This window comes from Synechococcus sp. MU1617 (genome assembly GCF_020514235.1).
GTDB lineage: Bacteria > Cyanobacteriota > Cyanobacteriia > PCC-6307 > Cyanobiaceae > Parasynechococcus.
In genome coordinates, this window is record NZ_VTLB01000002.1 from 85,599 (window position 1) to 105,490 (window position 19,892).

At 58.3% G+C, this 19,892-nt stretch carries 25 protein-coding genes; 6 read left to right on the top strand and 19 right to left on the bottom strand.

Going from position 1 to position 19,892, the window contains the following annotated elements; genetic code table 11:
* Positions 1-2: 2 nt before the first annotated feature.
* The 5 genes from FZZ90_RS04340 to FZZ90_RS04360 are packed head-to-tail and all read right to left on the bottom strand — an operon-like array spanning position 3 to position 2,684.
* Positions 3-527 carry a hypothetical protein gene (locus FZZ90_RS04340; protein ID WP_226424536.1) on the bottom strand — a complete coding sequence of 175 codons (525 nt, stop codon included), beginning with the start codon at positions 525-527 and terminating at the stop codon, positions 3-5.
* Between the two features lie 50 nt (positions 528-577).
* Entirely contained in the window at positions 578-817 is a 240-nt protein-coding gene (locus tag FZZ90_RS04345; RefSeq protein ID WP_226424537.1) for a hypothetical protein, read from the bottom strand.
* Between the two features lie 9 nt (positions 818-826).
* The gene (locus tag FZZ90_RS04350; RefSeq protein ID WP_226424538.1) at positions 827-1,252 is read right to left on the bottom strand and encodes a hypothetical protein; all 426 of its coding nucleotides are present in this window, start codon (positions 1,250-1,252) and stop codon (positions 827-829) included.
* A gap of 2 nt (positions 1,253-1,254) precedes the next feature.
* On the bottom strand, positions 1,255-1,974 hold the full coding sequence (locus FZZ90_RS04355) for a hypothetical protein (protein WP_226424539.1): 720 nt from the start codon (positions 1,972-1,974) through the stop codon (positions 1,255-1,257).
* Positions 1,971-2,684, bottom strand: a complete 714-nt coding sequence (locus FZZ90_RS04360; protein ID WP_226424540.1) for a PilN domain-containing protein — start codon at positions 2,682-2,684, stop codon at positions 1,971-1,973. The genes FZZ90_RS04355 and FZZ90_RS04360 overlap by 4 nt, the downstream gene beginning before the upstream one ends.
* Positions 2,685-2,759: 75 nt before the next feature.
* Here FZZ90_RS04360 and FZZ90_RS04365 point away from each other — a divergent pair, with 75 nt between their 5' ends.
* The 3 genes from FZZ90_RS04365 to FZZ90_RS04375 are packed head-to-tail and all read left to right on the top strand — an operon-like array spanning position 2,760 to position 4,816.
* Positions 2,760-3,485 (top strand): thioredoxin domain-containing protein, encoded by a 726-nt coding sequence (locus FZZ90_RS04365; protein ID WP_226424541.1) that lies wholly within the window; start codon positions 2,760-2,762, stop codon positions 3,483-3,485.
* A 45-nt stretch (positions 3,486-3,530) separates the two neighbouring features.
* On the top strand, positions 3,531-3,896 hold the full coding sequence (locus tag FZZ90_RS04370; protein ID WP_226424542.1) for a hypothetical protein: 366 nt from the start codon (positions 3,531-3,533) through the stop codon (positions 3,894-3,896).
* 32 nt (positions 3,897-3,928) lie between these two features.
* Positions 3,929-4,816, top strand: coding sequence for an NAD(P)-dependent oxidoreductase (locus FZZ90_RS04375; RefSeq protein ID WP_226424543.1), 888 nt, complete (start codon positions 3,929-3,931; stop codon positions 4,814-4,816).
* Here the strand turns inward: FZZ90_RS04375 and FZZ90_RS04380 are convergent.
* Complete coding sequence (locus FZZ90_RS04380; RefSeq protein WP_226424544.1) at positions 4,813-5,550, bottom strand: hypothetical protein; 738 nt, start codon at positions 5,548-5,550, stop codon at positions 4,813-4,815. The two genes, FZZ90_RS04375 and FZZ90_RS04380, sit on opposite strands and share 4 nt — an antisense overlap.
* 58 nt (positions 5,551-5,608) lie before the next feature.
* Here FZZ90_RS04380 and murG point away from each other — a divergent pair, with 58 nt between their 5' ends.
* Complete coding sequence (gene murG / locus FZZ90_RS04385) at positions 5,609-6,685, top strand: undecaprenyldiphospho-muramoylpentapeptide beta-N-acetylglucosaminyltransferase (RefSeq protein WP_226424545.1); 1,077 nt, start codon at positions 5,609-5,611, stop codon at positions 6,683-6,685.
* Here murG and FZZ90_RS04390 read toward each other — a convergent pair.
* The gene (locus FZZ90_RS04390) at positions 6,667-7,734 is read right to left on the bottom strand and encodes a threonine-phosphate decarboxylase (RefSeq protein WP_226424546.1); all 1,068 of its coding nucleotides are present in this window, start codon (positions 7,732-7,734) and stop codon (positions 6,667-6,669) included. The two genes, murG and FZZ90_RS04390, sit on opposite strands and share 19 nt — an antisense overlap.
* A 49-nt stretch (positions 7,735-7,783) precedes the next feature.
* Between FZZ90_RS04390 and FZZ90_RS04395 the strand changes: the two genes are divergently transcribed.
* The gene (locus FZZ90_RS04395) at positions 7,784-8,575 is read left to right on the top strand and encodes a pentapeptide repeat-containing protein (RefSeq protein WP_226424547.1); all 792 of its coding nucleotides are present in this window, start codon (positions 7,784-7,786) and stop codon (positions 8,573-8,575) included.
* Between the two features lie 9 nt (positions 8,576-8,584).
* On the opposite strand, the gene FZZ90_RS04400 is transcribed toward FZZ90_RS04395, so the two are convergent.
* The 6 genes from FZZ90_RS04400 to rnhA all read right to left on the bottom strand — a co-directional run bounded on the left by FZZ90_RS04400 (position 8,585) and on the right by rnhA (position 15,336).
* Complete coding sequence (locus FZZ90_RS04400; RefSeq protein ID WP_226424548.1) at positions 8,585-10,855, bottom strand: type II secretion system protein GspD; 2,271 nt, start codon at positions 10,853-10,855, stop codon at positions 8,585-8,587.
* A gap of 108 nt (positions 10,856-10,963) precedes the next feature.
* Positions 10,964-11,602, bottom strand: a complete 639-nt coding sequence (locus FZZ90_RS04405) for a hypothetical protein (protein WP_226424549.1) — start codon at positions 11,600-11,602, stop codon at positions 10,964-10,966.
* A gap of 83 nt (positions 11,603-11,685) precedes the next feature.
* Entirely contained in the window at positions 11,686-12,366 is a 681-nt protein-coding gene (locus FZZ90_RS04410; RefSeq protein ID WP_226424550.1) for a PilN domain-containing protein, read from the bottom strand.
* Entirely contained in the window at positions 12,363-13,289 is a 927-nt protein-coding gene (locus FZZ90_RS04415; protein ID WP_226424551.1) for a hypothetical protein, read from the bottom strand. The genes FZZ90_RS04410 and FZZ90_RS04415 overlap by 4 nt, the downstream gene beginning before the upstream one ends.
* Before the next feature lie 113 nt (positions 13,290-13,402).
* Positions 13,403-14,584 carry a quinone-dependent dihydroorotate dehydrogenase gene (locus FZZ90_RS04420; RefSeq protein ID WP_226424552.1) on the bottom strand — a complete coding sequence of 394 codons (1,182 nt, stop codon included), beginning with the start codon at positions 14,582-14,584 and terminating at the stop codon, positions 13,403-13,405.
* An 8-nt stretch (positions 14,585-14,592) separates the two neighbouring features.
* Positions 14,593-15,336: a ribonuclease HI gene (rnhA, locus tag FZZ90_RS04425; protein WP_226424553.1), complete on the bottom strand. Its 744-nt coding sequence runs from the start codon at positions 15,334-15,336 to the stop codon at positions 14,593-14,595.
* Between the two features lie 51 nt (positions 15,337-15,387).
* Between rnhA and FZZ90_RS04430 the strand changes: the two genes are divergently transcribed.
* Positions 15,388-16,113 carry a DUF3747 domain-containing protein gene (locus FZZ90_RS04430; RefSeq protein ID WP_226424554.1) on the top strand — a complete coding sequence of 242 codons (726 nt, stop codon included), beginning with the start codon at positions 15,388-15,390 and terminating at the stop codon, positions 16,111-16,113.
* 290 nt (positions 16,114-16,403) lie between these two features.
* Here FZZ90_RS04430 and rplL read toward each other — a convergent pair whose 3' ends face one another.
* The 6 genes from rplL to secE all read right to left on the bottom strand — a co-directional run bounded on the left by rplL (position 16,404) and on the right by secE (position 19,860).
* Positions 16,404-16,793 carry a 50S ribosomal protein L7/L12 gene (rplL, locus tag FZZ90_RS04435; protein WP_226424555.1) on the bottom strand — a complete coding sequence of 130 codons (390 nt, stop codon included), beginning with the start codon at positions 16,791-16,793 and terminating at the stop codon, positions 16,404-16,406.
* A gap of 54 nt (positions 16,794-16,847) precedes the next feature.
* On the bottom strand, positions 16,848-17,375 hold the full coding sequence (rplJ, locus tag FZZ90_RS04440; protein WP_006851480.1) for a 50S ribosomal protein L10: 528 nt from the start codon (positions 17,373-17,375) through the stop codon (positions 16,848-16,850).
* A 238-nt stretch (positions 17,376-17,613) separates the two neighbouring features.
* A complete protein-coding gene (gene rplA / locus FZZ90_RS04445) occupies positions 17,614-18,321 on the bottom strand; it encodes a 50S ribosomal protein L1 (protein ID WP_226400888.1) in 708 nt (235 codons plus the stop codon).
* A gap of 71 nt (positions 18,322-18,392) precedes the next feature.
* On the bottom strand, positions 18,393-18,818 hold the full coding sequence (rplK, locus tag FZZ90_RS04450) for a 50S ribosomal protein L11 (protein ID WP_226424556.1): 426 nt from the start codon (positions 18,816-18,818) through the stop codon (positions 18,393-18,395).
* Positions 18,819-18,927: 109 nt separating this feature from the next.
* The gene (nusG, locus tag FZZ90_RS04455; protein ID WP_226424557.1) at positions 18,928-19,596 is read right to left on the bottom strand and encodes a transcription termination/antitermination protein NusG; all 669 of its coding nucleotides are present in this window, start codon (positions 19,594-19,596) and stop codon (positions 18,928-18,930) included.
* A 21-nt stretch (positions 19,597-19,617) separates the two neighbouring features.
* On the bottom strand, positions 19,618-19,860 hold the full coding sequence (gene secE, locus FZZ90_RS04460; RefSeq protein ID WP_006850159.1) for a preprotein translocase subunit SecE: 243 nt from the start codon (positions 19,858-19,860) through the stop codon (positions 19,618-19,620).
* Positions 19,861-19,892 lie beyond the last annotated feature (32 nt).

Consider the following 19,892-nt stretch of genomic DNA (forward strand, 5'->3'; position numbering starts at 1 on the left):
GATCAACAGAAGGGACGTGGACGACAGAACAGACGCCTCGTGGGAAGACTGCTGGAACTCAGCTGTTCCGGCAAAGCCTGCAACAAATAGATGCCTGGCTTGGCTCCCGCATCGTCGGCAATGAGATCGGGCATCAAGCTTTCCCCTGCCGATGTCTTCCACAGACAAAGGCGATAGCCGGGTGGGATCAAAGCCTCGACTTCCTCCCTCTTCCTTTCTTCTATCGGCAAACCCCATTGTGTTATGGGTCTAGCAGCCGGGCAAGCATCCTCTAGATTTTCATATTTAGGTGCATAAGCAAGGCCCTCCATACTGATACCCGGCTGAGACAAAACCTCAACAAGATCATCCATGGCCATCTGAATATGCTGATGATCGATCAAGACACCATTGGAGACATCGAATTCATTCTCTTCACCAGATTCGGCAGCAGCGAAAAAGCGCAACGTAAATTGCATCACCAAAGTGACGACACCAGTAAAAACTATTAACAAAACCATGGCCAAAAGAGCTTCGAGCAGTGTCATCCCCAACCGTTGATCATTGCCCTTCGTTCGCAACAACTGAGAATCAAGTATCATTTTTTTACACATAAGTCTTCTTCGCCCCAACAGCGTGGTGAATTAAGGACGTTGTCACGCCAAAACAATTCAGAATCGTCATTATTGAAACCAGCATTACGCATCACCTCCTTTTCATCAAAATTCAAGGGATATCGACCTGCCTGGTCAAATGCTCGCTCAGCAACTTCAATTGAATAGAGCATAGAAGTCGTAGCTACGACCATAATCACCGCACCAACAACAGCATCAAGCATGGAGGCTTCTCAAATATCTTCAAAAGAGCAATGATCACTGCCCCCACTGAGAGCGCAGGAAAAAAGCTGGTAGGAGTTTTTGGGATTTTCTTTAACTATGGCGCGGCGCGAGCCACGATTTAATTGGCATCCATTGATGAAATAACCTTCACCTATCAAGGACCATCCTTGAACATCAAGTTGATTCAATGCCCCACACAAACCATAATCCGGATCCGAGGCCAACTCAGAGAATGTTTTTTTATTAACCAACAACTTTTCCTCATCAGACAGAGATTGTAAAAGCGCGATGTCTGACTCTTTAATCGATGAATCTGCAAAATATGAATCGACTGGCATCGGCAGTAATGATTGCCCTGTGAGCGAAAGACCCATCTCAAAGATAGCCATGATCCCTGTGAGCATCACAACACCCATTCCGGCATAGAGATACACCATCAGTTGCTGTTCTCCGCTGATTGGGCCGGTGGTACCGGCTGAAGCCCATAGGCCGAAAGCGTGAGCTCCATCTCCACCTCAGCCTGATCAACACCATCTTCGCTCTGACCGCCTTGCCCTCGGATATTCATCTCACTAATCACAACAAAGACCTCCAACTGTTCCAGCGATCGCAGAAATGCAAGCACCTGCTGAAAGGGACCCGTCACAGTCAGCGTCGCTGAACGTTTCTCAAGGCCGCGATTGAGCAGTGGGTCAACAGCCGCAACACCCGAGTTCCCTCCACCAGCTGCGGGTGGAGCTTCTTGAGCCTGAGCTGGTGTCAGCGTCTTAAAACGTTCGACTTCCCCGGGCTTAGTGGTGGTGATGGCCACACTGTGGACACGAGCCAAATCATTCAGGCCCGCCAGAAACGTTTGGAGTTCTGAGGTTCCCGCCACAAGTTCCAGCAAGCGATCCAACTGCTGAACCCGCTCGACCTGCTCACGTTTCACTGCAGCCAATTGCTGACGCAGCACCGGCAGGAATTCCGCCTTGGTTGTGAGTTGCTCCACCACCTCGTTCTGGTCCCGAACGCGGATGGTGAGTGGGGTGACAACAACACTCAACAAAGCCATGGACAAACCAAGACCAGCAAACACCGGTACCACCAGAACGGCCCGTTCCGGCGTCAGCCATGACCACAACCCTTGACGACGAATGCCTGAGAAATTGGTCATTGGAACAACCCTTCCTCCTGCTGCAAACGCCGCAGGCGCCGCTCCAGACCGACAGCCCCAAGGGCGGCCAAGCGTGGCCGAATGGCTTCGGCTGCATCCGGTACAAACGGCGCTGACATGGAGTAGCTGAGGCGTCCCGAATCAGGACCCTCCGTTGATTCTGAACGCTGCAAGGTGGCCTGCTGGAGCGTGACGCCATTCAGCTCAAACAGCTCCGATTGCCCCAGAGACAGGATCAATGCATTGAGTGTGCGCAGACCATCGGGCATGAGGGCTTCACCACTGAGATCCAGAGCATCACCATTGATCCGCGCCTGATCCAAGCTGATCGATTCAGGCACAAGCCGTTGGAGTTCTGCCAGCACAGCCGAGCTGGAACGCACATCTGCCATGGCGCGGGCCATGGCTTGATTGGTTTGAACCGCAACCTCCAAGATCTTTTTCTCCGTCTGAATCTTCACCGCCAACAGATCGTGTTCAGCAGCCAAAGGCTGAAGTTCTGTGGCCCTTTGACGCAAACGGCTCTCGCTCAACCACAGCCAGACACAGCTGAGAATCAAAATCAACGGCAGTACAGCTCCAAAAAGGCCCCCCCGCAAAAGCAAGGTGCGCACCGGTACAACTGCGGGGCGTTGCGTGCCAAAACGCTCCCGTCGCTGCCTGAGCAGATCGATCTCTAGCCAGGCCCCAGAACTCACAACAGCGAGCAACGATCACCCATTTAATCCAGAACAAACCATCAAAGCCAGGATCATGCTGAACAGGCATAGACCACACACGCAGCGATGAGGCGCTTCCCCATCAACGTTCTGAAGCCTTTGGGTTGGCTGACTTTGGGCCTTGGCATCGGCTGTGGAGGAGCTCTTGTTTTGCAGCAGTGGTCCTCAACCTCCGCAAGCGTTTCCAAGGCGCCTGTAGAGCGGCAACGCCGCCCAGAGGCCGCTCTGACCACAGAGCTTTTGTTGGCAGGCGAACCCGCCATGGGCTCCAACGATGCAACTTTGACCATCGTTGAGTTCAGTGATTTCGAATGTTCGTACTGCCGCCGGTTCCATGAGCAGGTGCTTCCCTCACTCAAACGGACCTACATCGACACAGGGCACGTGCGCTTCATCCACAAGGATCTGCCGCTGCCGTTCCATCGCCAGGCAATGCCCGCTGCTGCTGCAGCCCGATGCGCTGGCGAACAGAACCGCTACTGGGATCTCTACGGCGCCCTTTTCGATCAGCAGACCTGCCTCGAATGCAAGGGCGTTGTGGCAATCGCTGAATCCATCAATCTCGACACATCAGTCCTTCGGGCGTGCATGCGACGGGAGGCGACTCAAACACTCATCAGGTCCAATCTTTCTGAAGCCGAACTTCACAACATCCGCGCCACGCCGACCTTCGTCATCGGACCTAGTCGCCATGACGGGACGCATCACGGCAATGTTGTTGAAGGGGCGATGCCTTGGCCTCAATTCAAGGCCCTAATTGATCAACAACTGCAAGCCCAGAAGGACCGCTGAGACGTCTTGCCACCGGCGGCATAATCCAACAAGTGGGAAACCAAGATGCATCACGCCGTGCGCGAGGACCGACTTTGGTTTCAGAACAACCCCTTTGCCCTCGTTCGCTTCCGGATGGCATCACCTGGGGAATTTACCCCGCTATTTGCGATGGGTGAACAGCCACCATCCTTTCGGCCCAGCATCTGCAAACCCACAGCTCCTCTGCGTTGGGTGGCCGTTGTCGATCTGATGCGGCTAGCTGGCTCCCCATTGACTGATCCAGAGGAAGCCACAATCCGCCTGAGGCTACGGATGCCGGCCATTCGAAGTTTCAGACGGCAGGAAAAAGCCAAGGCAGAGTTGTTGGACGCCGTTGCTGCCGAACTGCTTAATAACCTTGCATCTGAGCAGACCGCGGTTGCAGCCTAAAAAGAGCTAACAGACGCAGCATTCGAAAGGAGATGACAAGATCCGACTGGCGCATCGGAATGGTGGGCCTCGGGGCCCTTGGGCTACCTATAGCGGTGAACTTGCGTCAAGCCAGCCTCAACCTGCAGGTGCACACCCGGAGTCGTCGAGCCGAAAACGACCCGCAGCTCAAGGGAACACGGCCCTGTGGCAGCCCTGCCGCTGCTGCGGAAAACGTCGATGTGCTGATGCTGTGCGTCAGCGATGACACCGCGGTGAACAACGTGCTGTTTGGCCCAGACGGTGCCGCCGAGCGTCTCCAACCCGGAAGCATCGTGATCGACTGCTCCACAATCAGCCCCACTGGAGCCCAACAGGCGGCCATCCAACTTCAACAGATCGGCGTTCACTATCTCGATGCCCCCGTCACGGGAGGCACCGAAGGAGCAAGGGCGGGCACCCTCACGGTGTTGGTCGGGGGCAACGCCGATGTCCTGAAGACGGTGCGCCCGCTGCTGGAAGTGATCGGCGGCTCAATTCACTACATGGGGCCTGTGGGCCGAGGCCAACAAGCAAAAGCGGTGAACCAAGTGTTGGTAGCCGGCAGCTACGCCGCCGTGGCGGAGGCCATCGCGCTGGGGCAGCGGCTCGAACTGCCGATGCAACAGGTGATCGACGCCCTCAAAAGCGGCGCCGCAGGCTCCTGGGCCCTCAACCATCGCAGTGAGGCCATGCTCCAAGGACGCTATCCGCTTGGTTTCAAGCTGAGCCTCCACCACAAAGACTTGGGCATTGCCCTGGAAGCAGCCACCAGCGTGGAGCTCGACATGCCCATCACGGCATTGGTGGAACAACTGGAATCCGAGCTCATCCGGCGGGGCTTTGGCGATGACGATGTCTCCGCGCTGCATCGCTTGAACACTGCAAACAATGGGGCCTAAAGGCTGCTCACCACGCGCACCCGCTTGGTTGCCGTCACCACACCATCAGGGTGCACCAACATCAAGGCCCAGGTTTGCGAACCGGGAGTCTGCGGAGCCTGCACACTCTTGAACAAGCCACCACCTCCCATGGGTGCCAAAGGCAAGTTGGGACGAAGCTGAGCCTCAACTTCCTGTTGGGTGAGGTCGATCAACCCTGCAGCAACCAAAGCCTGCCCCAAAGGTTCTTCGACAATCAGATCGATGTCGTAACGACTGCCGGTAAGAACGGCATCAGGAATTCCAAGGGTGACCTGGAGGGGGCGCTCGCCACTTCGGAGCAGGGATTGATGGGCGACCAATTCCTGATCCACCATGCGTCCGTTGTCCAAGCGAATCGCAATCCGTTCCGTTGCCTCCAGCCGGAAACGCAGCCCCTCAGACTCCGCCTCACCACGCACCAGCAACCGCAACGTTTCACGACCATCTGCCAAAGGAGCCGCTGGTTCGACCCGCCAGGTGATCTTGGGGAAGTCCTGCCGGAAACGTTGATAGCGCTGGGTTAGCTCAGGCTGCAGCTCAGAGATCGCAACGCCCTCGAACGTCGATGCACCCTCAGCATTCAAGGCGCTTTGCAGACGGTGACTAAAGCCCTCCAGCCCTGAGTTGCTCTGATCCGCTTCTGCCAAAGCATTTAGCGGTGACCCCAACACGGCCAGAGCAGACAAGAGCGTGACGCCAAGGAAAGAACGCACGGGCCGAGCTGCAGGGATCCAATTAAGTTAAGTCGCGTCATCGGAGACGTCCGCGGCCATGACTCGGCTCCTGATCGCCGCCAGTGGAACCGGTGGGCATCTGTTCCCGGCCCTTGCCGTCGCAGAAGCAGTTGAAAGCAATGGGCCCGTGCGTTGGTTGGGGGTGCCTGACCGACTGGAAACGAGCTTGGTGCCGGAACGCTTCGGCCTGATCACCGTTAACGCTGGGGGCCTCCAAGGCCGTGGTCTCAAAAAACTGGTGCAGCTGATCCGCTTGCTCTGGGCCAGCGTCAGCGTGCGCCGGGTGATCCAGCGCGAATCCATTGATGCGGTGTTCACGACGGGGGGCTACATCGCTGCGCCAGCAATCCTGGCGGCGCGCTGGTGCGGCATTCCCGTGGTGCTGCATGAGTCGAATGCCATCCCTGGGCGCGTCACGCGACTGCTGGGCCGGCTGTGCAGTGCGGTCGCCATTGGTCTTCCCGCTGCCTCCCAACGCATTCCCGGAAGCCATCCCGTCCTCACCGGCACACCCGTGCGCGTTGCTTTTCTGACACCACAACCACTCCCTGGATGGGTGCCCCAGGGAGACGGACCACTCCTGGTGGTAATGGGAGGAAGTCAGGGCGCCGTTGGACTAAATCGGATGGTGCGCGCGATTCTGCCCAAACTTCTGGATCAGGGGTGCCGGGTGGTGCATCTCACAGGAGGAAACGATCCAGAGATCAACCAGCTGCACCACCCCAACCTGGCCGAGCGCCGCTTCAGCGATGACATCCCCGGATTGCTGCAACATGCCGACTTAGCCATTAGCCGAGCCGGTGCCGGAAGCCTCAGTGAACTCGCGGTCTGCGGAACTCCCACCGTGCTGGTGCCCTTCCCCCAAGCCGCTGATCACCATCAAGATGCAAACGCCGCCTGTGCCGCGTCATTTGGGGCTGCCGTGATCGTGCATCAGCACGATCCAAACCACCCCGTTCTCGCCAACACCATCGAACGGCTTATTAGCGCACGCCTTGGCGACCCCAACGCCGATCCTCGCCTGCTCCAGCGGATGCAACAGGGGATGGAACAACTGGCTGAACGCGATGCCGACCAGCAGCTGGCCTGCTTGGTTCAGCAGATAATGCGCTGAACCTGCTTAAGGGCCCGAACAATGCGGCGGTTGTCGCGAGGCGCTTGCAAGCCAATGCGAAGCCATGTCTCCCCAAGCCCGGCAAAGGATCGACAATCCCGAAGCAGGATTCGATGGTCGTGCTCCAGAGCTTCCCGCAGCGGAAGCAAGGAGTGGCGGCCTGAAATCAACAAAAAGTTGGCCGCAGACGGCATCGGCGTAATGCCTGAAACGCGCGTCAGTTCACGCTGCATCCACGCGCCTTGGCTCGCCGTCCAACGCTGGACACGGCTGCACCAACACTTGTATCGGCCAGGACGTCCCAGCCACTGTTCGATGAGCGCCGCAGCGATTCCATTCACCGGCCATGGGTCCCGCCATGCCTGCCAACGCTTGAGCCGATCGGGCTGGGCAATGGCATAACCAACGCGCAATCCCGCCACCCCAAACAACTTGGTGAGGCTGCGGATGACGACGAGATTGGGGTGATGAGCGACCAAGGGAATCATGGATTGATGCTCCGCCTCCGGCACCAAGGGGAGGAAGGCTTCATCGCAGATCACCAAGGCATGGCGATCGAGCATGGCTTCCAGCGAAGCAAGGCTCCAAAGCTGTCCGGTGGGGTTGTGGGGGTTACAAATCCAAGCGACAGAACCCTCGAGCGGAGGGTGGGTCAATGGCCCAGCGTGATCCCAAGACAAAGCCAATGGCTTCTCCGCCAATGCTGCACCCCAACACTGGAGGGCCCGCCGGTAGTCGGCAAAACCGGGAGCGAGCAATCCACTCAAGCCAACAGCAGCGGCATCGCGGGCAGCCCAGGTGAACAGCTCGGCTGCACCATTGCCCGGAAGCACACAATCGAGGGGCAACCCATGGATCGCAGCGATTGCCTGCCGCAAGGAGCGCTGGTTTCGATCGGGGTAATCGCGAAGGGAAGCCTCGGAGAATCGGGGACAACGGGGCGTCCAAGGAGCCAGTGAAGCACTGGCATCCAGTAACTGCGATGGCCGACAACCCAAGACGTCCGCGACCGCTTGCCGGTTACCGCCATGGCGCAGGTCGACGCCCATCCCGTGTCCCGTTACAACGCAATGACATCACCAGCGTGACCCACTGCCCATGCCAGCCCCACTGTTACTGATGCTGACAGTGCTGCTCGGAGCACCACTCTCCGCCCGCGCGAACGATTTGATCGTGCTTCTGGGAGCACGATCGTGCCCAAACTGCAAGCTGGCCGATGCAGATCTGGTGCATGCCGACCTGCGCGATGCAGACCTCAATGCAGCTGATCTGCAACGGGCCAATCTCAGCAGGGCCCGATTGGATGGGGCCGATCTCCGCGATGCGGACCTTCGCTTCAGCAGCCTGAAAGGAGCATCGCTGCGGGGCAGCGACCTGCGGGGTGCACGACTGGACGGGACGGATCTGCGACAGGCGGATCTAAGCGGGAGCCGGATCAGCCCAGGGGCGCTGGAACGGAGCCACTGGCTGGGGGCCACTGGCATCGGCCAGGGCCTACGAAGCCCTGCAGCACTCCATAACGCAGGGGTGGATGAAGCCCAGGCGGGCCGCTGGCCACAGGCTGAACGCTTGTTTGGAGAAGCAATCCAGGCGGATCCTGGGCAAACCATGAGTTGGATCGCCAGGGGCCTCAGCCGCGGCCAACAGGGAGACGAAGCCAAGGCTGCTCAGGATCTGCTGCATGCGGCAGATCTCTTAGAACAACAGGGCTCCCCAGAGCAAAGCGAGCAAGTACGACAAGCTGTCAGAAAGCTGCAGACCGCTGAGTCCGACGCTGCCAAGTCCGGCAATGGAGTGGGGTCGGCACTACTGGGAGGAGCACTTTCAACCCTGAATGCTCTGGCACCACTTGCGATGAAAACTTTGATGCCAGGAGGACTAGGGCTCTGAAAGTGAGGCTTAGGGGGTGAAGCCAGAGCCAGCCCCAATCAACCGTGTCGCTTCTTCCGTACCTGGCCTGTACCCATAGCCATACGCACCCCCATTTTCATCATCCAGAATTGAAGGAGTCACGATGATGACAAGCTCATTTTTCGCACGGCTGCGGCTGGAACTCCGAAAGAGCTGACCAAGCAAAGGAAGATCTCCAAGAATTGGCCATTTTCGTGCCAACGCACGATCTTCTTCTTGGATGACACCGGTGAGGATCAACGTCTGCTGATCACGCAGACGAATACGACCAGATTTCAACTCACGTTTATTGATATCGGAAATTTCTACGCCCTCCTGCACTCCAGCCGAAACAGGCACCGCAATAGTGGGATCTAACTTAAGAGTAATGAAACCATTGTCATCGATTTTCTCGATTTCAAGATCAACCGTTAGGCCGGCATCCTCTCGCGTATTGCTGAATGATGTTGAGCCATTTGCCCCCTCAGTCTTATTCACACCAGTAATCACACTTATTCCCGAGCGCACGGATGCCTTTTCACCCTCTTGGACTAGAAGAGTCGGCTGAGCGAGAGTCTTAGCATTTGAGGAAACAACCACCGATTCAATATAGGAATAGAATGAATTTGCTTTGTAGCGGTTCAATTCCTTCTTTGGAACAAGCTTCGCTCGGCCATACTTATCATAAACAGGCACGAGATCTTTGGCCTCATTAGGATTAGCACTTGGGACAAAGACTTCCTGACCGTCAACAAGCAATGGCTTTTTTACAACTTCATAGCCAGTCAAATTCCCGTCCTCATCCTCCAGTCGAACGATTTCAGTGCTTTCAGCCAAAGGCACTACAGGGGGCTTAGGACGCCTAATCTCAGCAACAGAAGACTCTTGATAAGCACCTGGAATTTGACCATTCTCTCCATTAAAAATTCCAGTACCAGCGGAGCCGCCTGGCTTGTACTTACCAAAATTCATATGAGCCTTACCGCTTTGACTCACGATAAACGTATCCCCAATTTTAGCCGAAAAGCTTGAATCAATACTAGAATTGTCCTCAAGCCGAACATTCAAAATCTGCACTTTCACGGCGACTTGTCGCTTTCGCAAATCAATTTGCCTCAAATAGCTTTGCGCAACGCTGATGAGCGAGGGATCACCTACTAAAGTAATTGTATTCAAGCGAGAGTCAGTCGTACCAACCAAACCCAAGAGAGGGCCAACACCAGAACTATAAGTATCAACTACACTATTCTCAACAGTGGTGGACTTGGTTGTTTCTGAGCTGTTGGAACTTGTTCCCGACGATTCTGATTCGCGAGAGGTTGTTGTTGACGTGTTCGCAATCTTAATTATTGCCCCAAGGTTTCCTAGATATCTACTTGCAGATTCCGCATCCACCTGATTCAAACGAAATACTTTTGACATCTGTGGTCCAAAACTCTTTGCAGAAACCGCTGTTCCGACCAACAAAGTTCCTCCGTCCAGACGCCCCTGCAATCCAGACGCCATCAGCACACTATTAAGAGCCCGGTCATAGCGCTCATTTCTGAAGGCCATCGTGACTGGGTATTCACTGCTATCACCACCAGCACCAATACCGGCATCTACGTCGATGCCGGTATCAGCCACAAAGACAAAGCCATAGCCCCCAAGACGTGCCAGCGACATCAACGCATCCTTCGCAGGCGCATTATTCAATGTGAGCGTCACTGGTGGACCGCCGACTTGGACAAAAGAACGGTTGTTAATCAACATCGAACCCACCGCCATATCTCCCAACGGAGGAGCCACAGCGCGAGACCTCAGGGGGGGTGCTGAAACACGCTGTGGAATCCGAGCCGGTCGACGCAAATCAAACGTGCCGGTTTGTCGCGTCAACGCAACATCTGTGAGGCCATAAAACCGAAGCACTAGATTATCTCCGGTGGCGAAGATTTTTGGCTTCGGCAAGACTGAACCCGCGACGGATATCACCTCAAGCTGATAGGAAGAGCCAGATCCACGAAAACTCACACTGGCCACACCCATCTCAGGCATGGCCAACTGTTGCGCCACCTCCTTTGTCGAAAATCCATCATCCGGACGGGTTATTTCCCCTCGCCAACTGGTGGCACGGCTCCGCTCTTGAACAACCCGAGCGCTTTCACCAATGTCAGTGAGGATCACATCAAGATGCTTGGGCTCCTTGCGCAATTTCAAGGCGACTGGAGAGGCGATTTGCGCCAAAGCCGCTCGTTCCAGCAACAGTGACTCGACCACCCCTTGGCCTGCCAAACCAAGCATCAACATGAGCGGAAAAAGACGCCTGGGGGGGGGGTTCACCAAACCGAAACCGCTCGCATACCTGAACTATGGGCAGATGGTATCAATGAGATACGGAGGCAACCAGGCTTAAACAGGCTCTTCGTTGGAACCTGCCGCACTTGACGCTTCAGTAGGTTTCGAAACCAAGTCGTAAAAGCTCAATTGAAGGGCCAGCTTGGTTGCGGGTCGCTTCGGTGACATTTCAGCATTCGTTTTTTCTGAGGGGCTGGCCTGAAGTGACAGATCACTGCCTTCAACGAGCAACTCCAGGGCTTCCATCCGTTGCAGAAAGGCTTGCAATCCGCCGAATGAACCGCTGACTTCCAGCGCAACCGATGATTTTCGATAGCCAAGCGTTTGGAATGGATCTTGCGGCGGTTCTGTCTGCTGCTTCGCGTTTGATCGGTTGTTGTTCCGCCGGGATTGTCCCTGGGTTGGTGGCGGAGTTTTGAGCGGTTCGTAGCGCTGCATCCGAACACCCGATGTCAAGGACTGCTGATTCAACAGCGCTAAAAAAGTCCGAACCTTGTCACGCCCAGCCAACAGCCCCACCAATAGAGCCTGCTTCTCTTCGGCATTCCGAAGTTCAGCCTCAACTTGGACAAGCTGACGTTCTAACGCAGGAGCACTGCGCTGAAGGCTGAGCAAGGTGTCTCGCCTCTCCTCCAAGCCTTGCAGTGTTTGGGAAAGAGGCCTCACTGCCACCAGCACAACAGCAGCACTCACGAGAACACCTAGTCCAAGAGGCAAGCCCACCAACAGGCGCCCCCGCGTCAGCCATCGCTGTTGTGGAGTCGACAACAGATTGGTCATGGCAACACACCTTCGTCTTGAAGCAACTCCAAACGACGAGCCAAGCCCTCGGCACCCAGGCCACGTAACTGTGCCGGTGTGGGTTTGCTTGTTCGATCGAGCTTGGCCTCGAGAGTGAACGCAATCAGTCCATCCTGGTTGGCCTGAGCTTTCACCACAGTTGTTCCATCGGGGAGCATGCCCGACAACGCTTCAAGGTTGAGATCCAAAGCGTTGATCCGTTCAAAGGCATCTCTTCCTTGGGCTTCCCCCTGGATCGCCAACTTGGATGGGTTGGCGTCGACCGACACAAGGCGTACACCCTGAGGCGTGACCTGTCGCAACTGCTCCAGCAACGCCGACCCCGAACGCAGCGCCACCAATTGTTCGGCGATGGATTGCGTCTGCTGCTCCAAGGTGGACCGGCGCGAGTTCAGGGCTTTGAGCCGTGCCTTGGCGTCACCAACACGTTTCTCTACGGGATTGAGGGCAGCGACCTCGCCCTGCACCACCTGTTGACGATGCTGGAGTCCCAACAGGGTGAGCACGGTCAACATCACCAGCACAAGCCCACCGATACCACCCTTCAAAACAAGAGAGAGCAACGACGAAACCGGTGCTGGCTCAGGGGGCAGGCCGAGCTCGAGCCGACGTTGCTGCAACAAATCCGGTTTGGGCCAGTGTTCACGCGACGTCATCGCTGCTCCTGGTGCAACGCCAAAAGCGCCAACTGCTGCAGAGCGGACGGCACATCAGCAGCAGCATCTTGATCCGACGGTTCAACCCAGGTGGGCAGGGGCTGGTTCAAACAGCACTCCCCTGCCGCTCCATCAACGAGTGGCATCCAATCGTCAAGCTGTTCGGTGGGAACTGATAACCACCAGCCCAGGGCTGATGGCGGGTCGACCAAGGCCTGCCAGGCAGCAACACAGGCCCGAATCTCGCGCTGACAGGCCAGAGGGTCATGCGCCTCAAGCGCATGGTCAACCTCAGGCACCCGCTGGCGGAACAACACCAAACGAAAGCTCTTCTCCTCCACCACAAGCCAGGCCAGATCGCCATCCCACACCTGCGTGAGCTGAAGCAAGGCCCGCTGGGCCGCCGTCAGCGACCAATCAACGCGCCGCAGCGGTAGGTCCGCCAGTGCAGCAACCTCGCTCCAGCCCTGAATCAACGACCGCGGCACACCCACCACCGCTAAAGCATCCTGAACCGGCGACGATGTGACGTAGTTCTCCGCCAAATCAAACGGCAACTCAACAGCCTGCAACGACTGGGGCAACAGGCCAGGCGATCCATCCGATCCATAGCCGTCGACCACGCACCACGAAGCAGCGGCCAAAGGCAGGCAAAGAACCAATTCGGCGCCTGGGCAATCGCAATCAAAGATCAGATCAGCCATCAACTCGCCAACGGCTTCCCTTTGCAGCGGCACACCATCACGACACACACCATCGGGCCAGGCCACAACGCGTTGCTGCCAACGGCCACCCTGATCCCAACAACAGACCAAGCCTCTGTTGTTCACCGCGATCAACACCGGCTTGGCATCCACCAGCCGTCGCCAAGCCAGGCTCAATGCCGTGAGTTGAGGCAGCTCAGCAAGAGCAGGCAGTGGCACACAACGCTTCCCACTGACTTGATGCTATCGACGATGACCCGCTTGAATCACTCCCTCTCAGAGACATTTAAGGGCGCAACATCGAGCAGATGAGGTGCCTTTGAAGCACGCATTCAGTCCTGCCAGGGCAAGCCACTTCCTGACGCCTCAGCGATGTTGCGGAGGCCGTGGCGGTCCAACTGCAGCAGCAGACCTTCCAGAATCCGCGGCACCAGATCCGGCCCCTTAAAAATCCAGCCGGTGTAGAGCTGCACCAGGGAAGCCCCAGCGGTGATGCGCTCCCAGGCGACTTGCGGAGAGTCAATCCCACCCACACCGATCAACGGCAACGCTGGGCCGGCACTGGCCCGCAAGCGGCGGATCACCTCCTGGGCTCGATGTCGCAGGGGGGCACCGCTGAGCCCACCGGCCTCCTCCGCCAGGGTGCGCCCGGTCTGCGGCAGACGCCGTTGCTCCAGGCCCAACCGATGGAGACTGGTATTGACCGCAATCACACCGGCCAGGCCCTCTTCAAAGGCCAAACGGGCCACGGCATCAATCGACTCATCATCAAGATCCGGTGCGATTTTCACGAGTAAAGGCGGGCAGGCCGGCAGCCTTCGCAGCCGCTCCACAAGCCGCCGCAACTGGGCCGTATCCTGCAGATCACGCAGGCCGGGGGTGTTGGGGGAGCTGACGTTGATCACCGCATAGTCCGCCAAGGCGGACAACAACTCCAAGGAAGCCGCGTAGTCGTCCGGAGCCTGCTCCAAGGCGGTGATCTTGGATTTGCCGACGTTGATCCCAAGCACCGCCGGCCGCCGGCCAGGCGGATCCAGGCGTTGACGCTCCAGGGTTTGCAACAGCGCCTTGGCACCGTCGTTGTTGAATCCCATCCTGTTCAACGCGGCCTGTTCTTCCGCTAAACGGAACAGGCGTGGTTTGGGGTTGCCCGGCTGGCCGTGCCAGGTGACCGTGCCCACTTCGGCAAAGCCAAAGCCGAAGCGATCCCAGATGCCGGCCGCCACACCGTTCTTGTCGAATCCCGCCGCCAAACCCACCGGATTGGGGAAGCGGCAGCCAAACAGCACCTGCTCCAGGCGCAGATCACGCCGTTGCAGATCAGCCGCCACGCCATCCAGCACCGTGGACACCCCTGGCCAGCGGCGCCGCAGGCTGGCCTGGCCCAGCGCCGTGAGGGCAGTACGCGACAGCTGTTCAGCATCCAGGCCGTCGTCCCGCGCCAGCACCGGACCCAGCCAACGCTGGTAGAAGGCACCGCTGCTGAGCGGTCCGGCCGAAGGGGACGGCGACATGCTCTGGCTCAGGACTGTTCTGATCCTGCCTCGCGACGTTGCAGGGTCCAGCGGCCCTCTGGCTGAGGCTGGACAGTCCAATCCCTCCAGATCCAGCTCTCCCGCTTGGTTTCCAGCTGTTTGATCGGCTGTTCCACCAGCTGCGCCAGCTCCAACAACGACAGGCTGAAGCCACCCTGCGCCAACCGATCGGCCAGCTCCAAGCGTGACAACAGCTGCAGCAGAGGCTTGGGGGCAACCTCGGATGGGGCCTCTGGTACGGCCTGGGTTGCTCCCTGCTTCCGAGCCAAGTTCGGCTGGGCGTTATGGGAGAACGCCACAGCGATGCGATCCACCCGTTCGTTGTCTGGATCACCGCTGTGGCCTTTGACGTAGCTCAAGGGGACGTCGTCCAGTCGGGCGGCATCGAGGGCCTTCCAAAGGTCCTGATTGAGCACAGGTTTACCGGCAGCCGTTTTCCAGCCTTTGCGCTTCCAGCCTTTGATCCAGGAGCCCAGGCCATCAATCAGGTATTTGCTGTCGGTGCGCAGGGTGAGATCCGGATGACGGGGCAGCTGCTCAAGCCGTTGCAACACCTCCAACGCGGCCTGCAGTTCCATGCGGTTGTTGGTGGTGTCGGGCGCATGGCCACCGAATTCCTCAACACTGCCGTCTTCGAAACGCAGCAACGCGCCCCAACCTCCCGGACCTGGATTGCCGCTGCAGGCACCATCCGTCGCTGCAGCCACGACCCGTCCCCGTCCTTCCGCCATTGATCAGTCCCAACACTGTTCGGTACAACACGGTTTCTGGCGTCACCGTGGATGAGCCGAACCTACCTGCGGGCTGCCGGTCTGACTGCCGTGGGGCTCCTGACCGCTGGCCTGCCGCAGGAGGGCGCAGCACGGTCGTTGTTTGACAGCGCTGCCATCCCGCAGGAGCGCTTTGCTGTTCTCGCCCAACCGATTGGCAGGGCCCAGTGGAAACTGCTGGTGCTGGAACAGATCAAGGCCCAACCGCGCTGCTGGAGGGCACGCCAGGACGGACTGGTGGAGCCCAGCCTGAATCGCTTCAACTTCAGCGGCATCTGCAAGCGCTACCTGGACAGCAATGGCTACTCGCTGCGCAGCGGTGGCCAAGACCTTGGAACCCGCTTCCGCTTCCGGCTCAAGCAATCCGGAGCATCGCTGAGGCTCGAGGCCCTCGACCCCCAGCAACGGGCACCGCTCCTGGTGGGTCAGGCCCGAATTCCCAGACGCGATCTCAATGGGTTTGTACGGCTGCAGCTTGAGCCGGGCTGGGCCTTGGAACGCCGTGTCTACCAAGGACGCCTGCTGAACCACCTGTATCTCGCCCACCAGGAACCGGTGAACCGGCTGCTGGCGCTGGCCAGCAGCCACGGCCAACGCTCAGGTTTCAGCCGACTGGGAACCCCAATGCCGCCGATCGCACCACCGCCTTTGCCCGCCTCACGAACAACACGCCGACGAACGACACGCCTCGCCAGCAATGCTCCGATCCGCCTGCAGGTGATCCCTTACCGCCGTTGAGAACCGACCGTCACGACCGTCACGACCGTCACAGTGCCAGTTGAGAGGGCGACCAGACAGGGGCTGACAACGGAATGCCTGCCCTTACTTTGAACTTGTGTGAGGAGTGCCGAACGCCTCTTCAGGGTCGAAACAAGGACAGACTCCTGAACGTGTTCCTCTCGAAAAAAGCTCCGCCTTTGGCGGGGCTTTTTTGTTGGCAGGAAATAGACACAAAAAAACCGGTCCTCGAAAGGACCGGTGGATGACTGAAAACAGGGAGGAGAGGGACAAGCCCCCTCCCAAGGAGATCACTTGAGGGTGACCTTGCCGCCTGCTTCTTCGATGGCCTTCTTGGCAGCCTCGGCGTCTTCCTTGGAGACACCTTCCTTGACGGCCTTGGGAGCAGCCTCAACAAGAGCCTTGGCGTCGCCCAGGCCCAGACCGGTTGCCTCACGGACAGCCTTGAGGACCTTGATCTTGGCGGAGGCGTCGAAGCCTTCGAGGATCACATCGAATTCGGTCTTCTCTTCAGCGGCCTCGCCACCGCCACCAGCAGCGCCAGGGGCAGCCATCACAACACCAGCAGATGCTGCGGCAGACACACCGAAGGCCTCTTCGATCTGCTTGACCAGCTCGGAAGCTTCAAGCAGGGAGAGGGATTTCAGCGATTCGAGAATTTCGTCGGTTTTTGCAGACATGGTTTTGAAAGGGGAAGCAACAGATCAATGAACAGTGGTCTCGGCAGAGCCGAATCAGCCTTCGCCGCCTTCGGCGTGCTGCTTGAGTGCCCTGGCCATACCAGAGGGAACCTCGTTGATGCCCACAGCGACCTTCGTGGCCACGGCGTTGATGGCACCGGCGATCTGAGCCATGAGCTGCTCCTTGGAGGGGAGATCGGCAATGGCTTTGATCTCATCCTGAGACAGGAGCTTGCCTTCGAAAAGGCCGCCCTTGGTCTCGGACTTCTTGAGTTCCTTCTGGAAGGTCTGAACGGCCTTCACACCGGCACCAACATCGCCCTTCACCAGGACGAAGGCGTTGGTTCCGGTCAGCAGGGAATCGAGGCTGGCCCAGTTGCTGTCGCCATCAATGGCACGGCGCATCAAGGTGTTTTTGGTCACCTTGCAAACGCTGTCGCTGGCCCGCAGACGATCCCGCAGGTCAGACATTTCCTTGATGGACAGGCCCTTGAAATCAAGGACAAGTGCCAGTTCGGCGTCGGCGAGGAGCTCTTTGAGCTCTCCGACGATCTGCTGCTTGTTCTCCAGCGTGCGGCCCATAGGGATTGGATCGGATCAAAGGAACAAGCTGGGCACACGGCCGATCGAGTCTTCGCAAGGAAGACGAGGCCGCGTGCCGATCCAATCCCGAATGGGACAAAACCGTGTCGCGTCTGCCTCGGCAGGGATTACATCGACGGGAATGACTGGAGTCATGCCCAGGGACGTCCTGCTGTCTCTGGCCGGGCGCGTGCCCGATTTGGCTTACGCCAATCGTTAAGTGTAGAGGAGAGCCTGATCAGCTCCCCTGCTCGATGTCCTGCAGAGCAGAGAAATCGACTTCAACGGAAGGACCCATGGTGGAGGTCACATACAGGGACTTCCAGTAACGGCCTTTGGCACCGCTGGGCTTGTTGCGGTCGATGGTCTCCTGCAGGGTCTTGAGGTTCTGCAGCAGGGCATCGGCGCTGAAGCTGGCCTTGCCGAAACGGACGTGGACAATGCCGGTGCGGTCGGCACGGAATTCCAGTTTGCCGGCCTTGAATTCCTTGATCGCGGCCTCAATGTCCGTCGTGACGGTGCCTGCCTTGGGGTTGGGCATCAAGCCACGGGGACCAAGGACCCGACCCAGCTTGGCCACCTTGGGCATCATGTCGGGGGTGGCGATCAACAGGTCGAAATCCATTTCGCCCTTGCTGATGCTTTCCACCAGATCTTCTTCACCGGCGAGTTCAGCACCGGCTGCTTTGGCTTCAGCAACCTTCTCACCGCGGGTGACCACGGCGATGCGCACGGTCTGACCGGTGCCATTGGGCAGAGCCACGGTGGTGCGCAGCTGCTGGTCGGTGTACTTCGGATCGATGCCGAGGCGCACATGGGCCTCCATCGTCTCGTCGAATTTCGCGTTGGCGTTGTCCTTGACCAGGGCAATCGCCTCGAGGGGTGCGTAGGCACGGTCCTCGATCTTGCCGGCCATGCTGGCCAGGCGCTTGGAGATTTTGGGCATGTTCAGTGGTGGGGTTCAGACGACATCAGTGATGCCTCCCCCGAATGGGTTGGAGAAGCGATGCAGCGAGGTCAGTCGCTGACGGAAACGCCCATGTTGCGGGCGGTACCTTCGATGATCCGCATGGCGGACTCAACGCTGGTGCAGTTGAGGTCGGGGAGCTTGGTCTTGGCGATTTCCTCGAGCTGAGCACGAGTAATCGATCCAACACTGCCCTTGGAGGACTCACCGGATCCCTTTTGGATCTTCGCGGCCTTGGTGATCAGCACCGACGCCGGAGGCGTCTTGGTAATGAAGGTGAAGCTGCGGTCTTCAAAGACCGAGATCTCCACCGGAATCACATAACCGGCTTTGTCCTGCGTCCGAGCGTTGTACTCCTTGCAGAACATCATGATGTTCACACCGTGCTGACCGAGGGCAGGGCCCACCGGCGGCGCGGGGTTGGCTTTGCCGGCATCTAGGGCCAGCTTGATCACAGCTACGACTTTCTTGGCCATCGGCTGGGGGGTTTGGACAGCTGCGGATCACCAGACCCTCGGGTCGGGTGCGGCGGAATGGTTGCCCACTCCCAAGGCCGCCCTCCGCAGGGAGACGGCCGCCGCCAGGTCAGTTTTGTTTGCTGATCTGAGAGAACTCCAGTTCCACCGGGGTCTCTCGACCAAAGATGGAGAGCAGGGCCTTGAGCTTGTTGCGCTCGCCGGACACCTCGATCACCTCGCCCTGGAAGTCCTTGAACGGACCAGCGGTCACCAGGATCTGATCGCCTTCGGTGAGATCCACCTTGACGACAGTCTTCTTCTCGGCAGCGCGCTTGAAGATGCGATCCACCTCAGAGCGACTGAGGGGACGAGGCTTGATGTGACCACGAGCCTTACCGGTGGCACGCCGGTCTTCAGCACCGACGAAATTGATCACGTTCGGGGTGCTTCGCACCGCCATCATCGTGTCCTCATCCAGCACCATCCGGACCAGCACATAACCGGGGAACACCTTCTCCTCGGTGGACTGACGGGTACCGTCCTTCTTCAGCTTGACGGCAGGCGTCTGGGGAATCTCGATTTCAAGAATTCGGTTGCTCACCCCAAGGGTGACGGCTCGCTGCTCAAGAGTGGCCTTGACCTTCTTCTCGCAGCTGGAAGCCACCTGAACGGCGTACCAACGGGCGATGGCCGTGTTAGCAACAGCCTCCACTGGCAAGGTGCCATCTTCCCCCTCATTCGGGGCTGGCAGATCAAGCACCTCAGGGGCGTCCGGTGTGGTCAGGTCTTCGGGCACGGCGAGAAAGGTGATATCGAGTCAGCGGAACACCTGGGACGAAGCCCACCCAAAGAAGCGACTGACAGCCGCGATGGTGGCAGCCGAAAGGCTGACCATCAGGATCACAGCGATGGATTCGCTGAACAGTTGCTGGCGGCTGGGCCAAACCACGAGCTTCAGCTCATCAACCGTGTCCGCCAGAAAACCACCGGATTTGGTGGAATCGGCAGCGGCCTTGGAGCCGTCAGAAGTGGTGGTGTCCTCAGAGATGGGGCTGGTCACGGGGAAGGGACCGGAAGTTGACAACGGTGCCG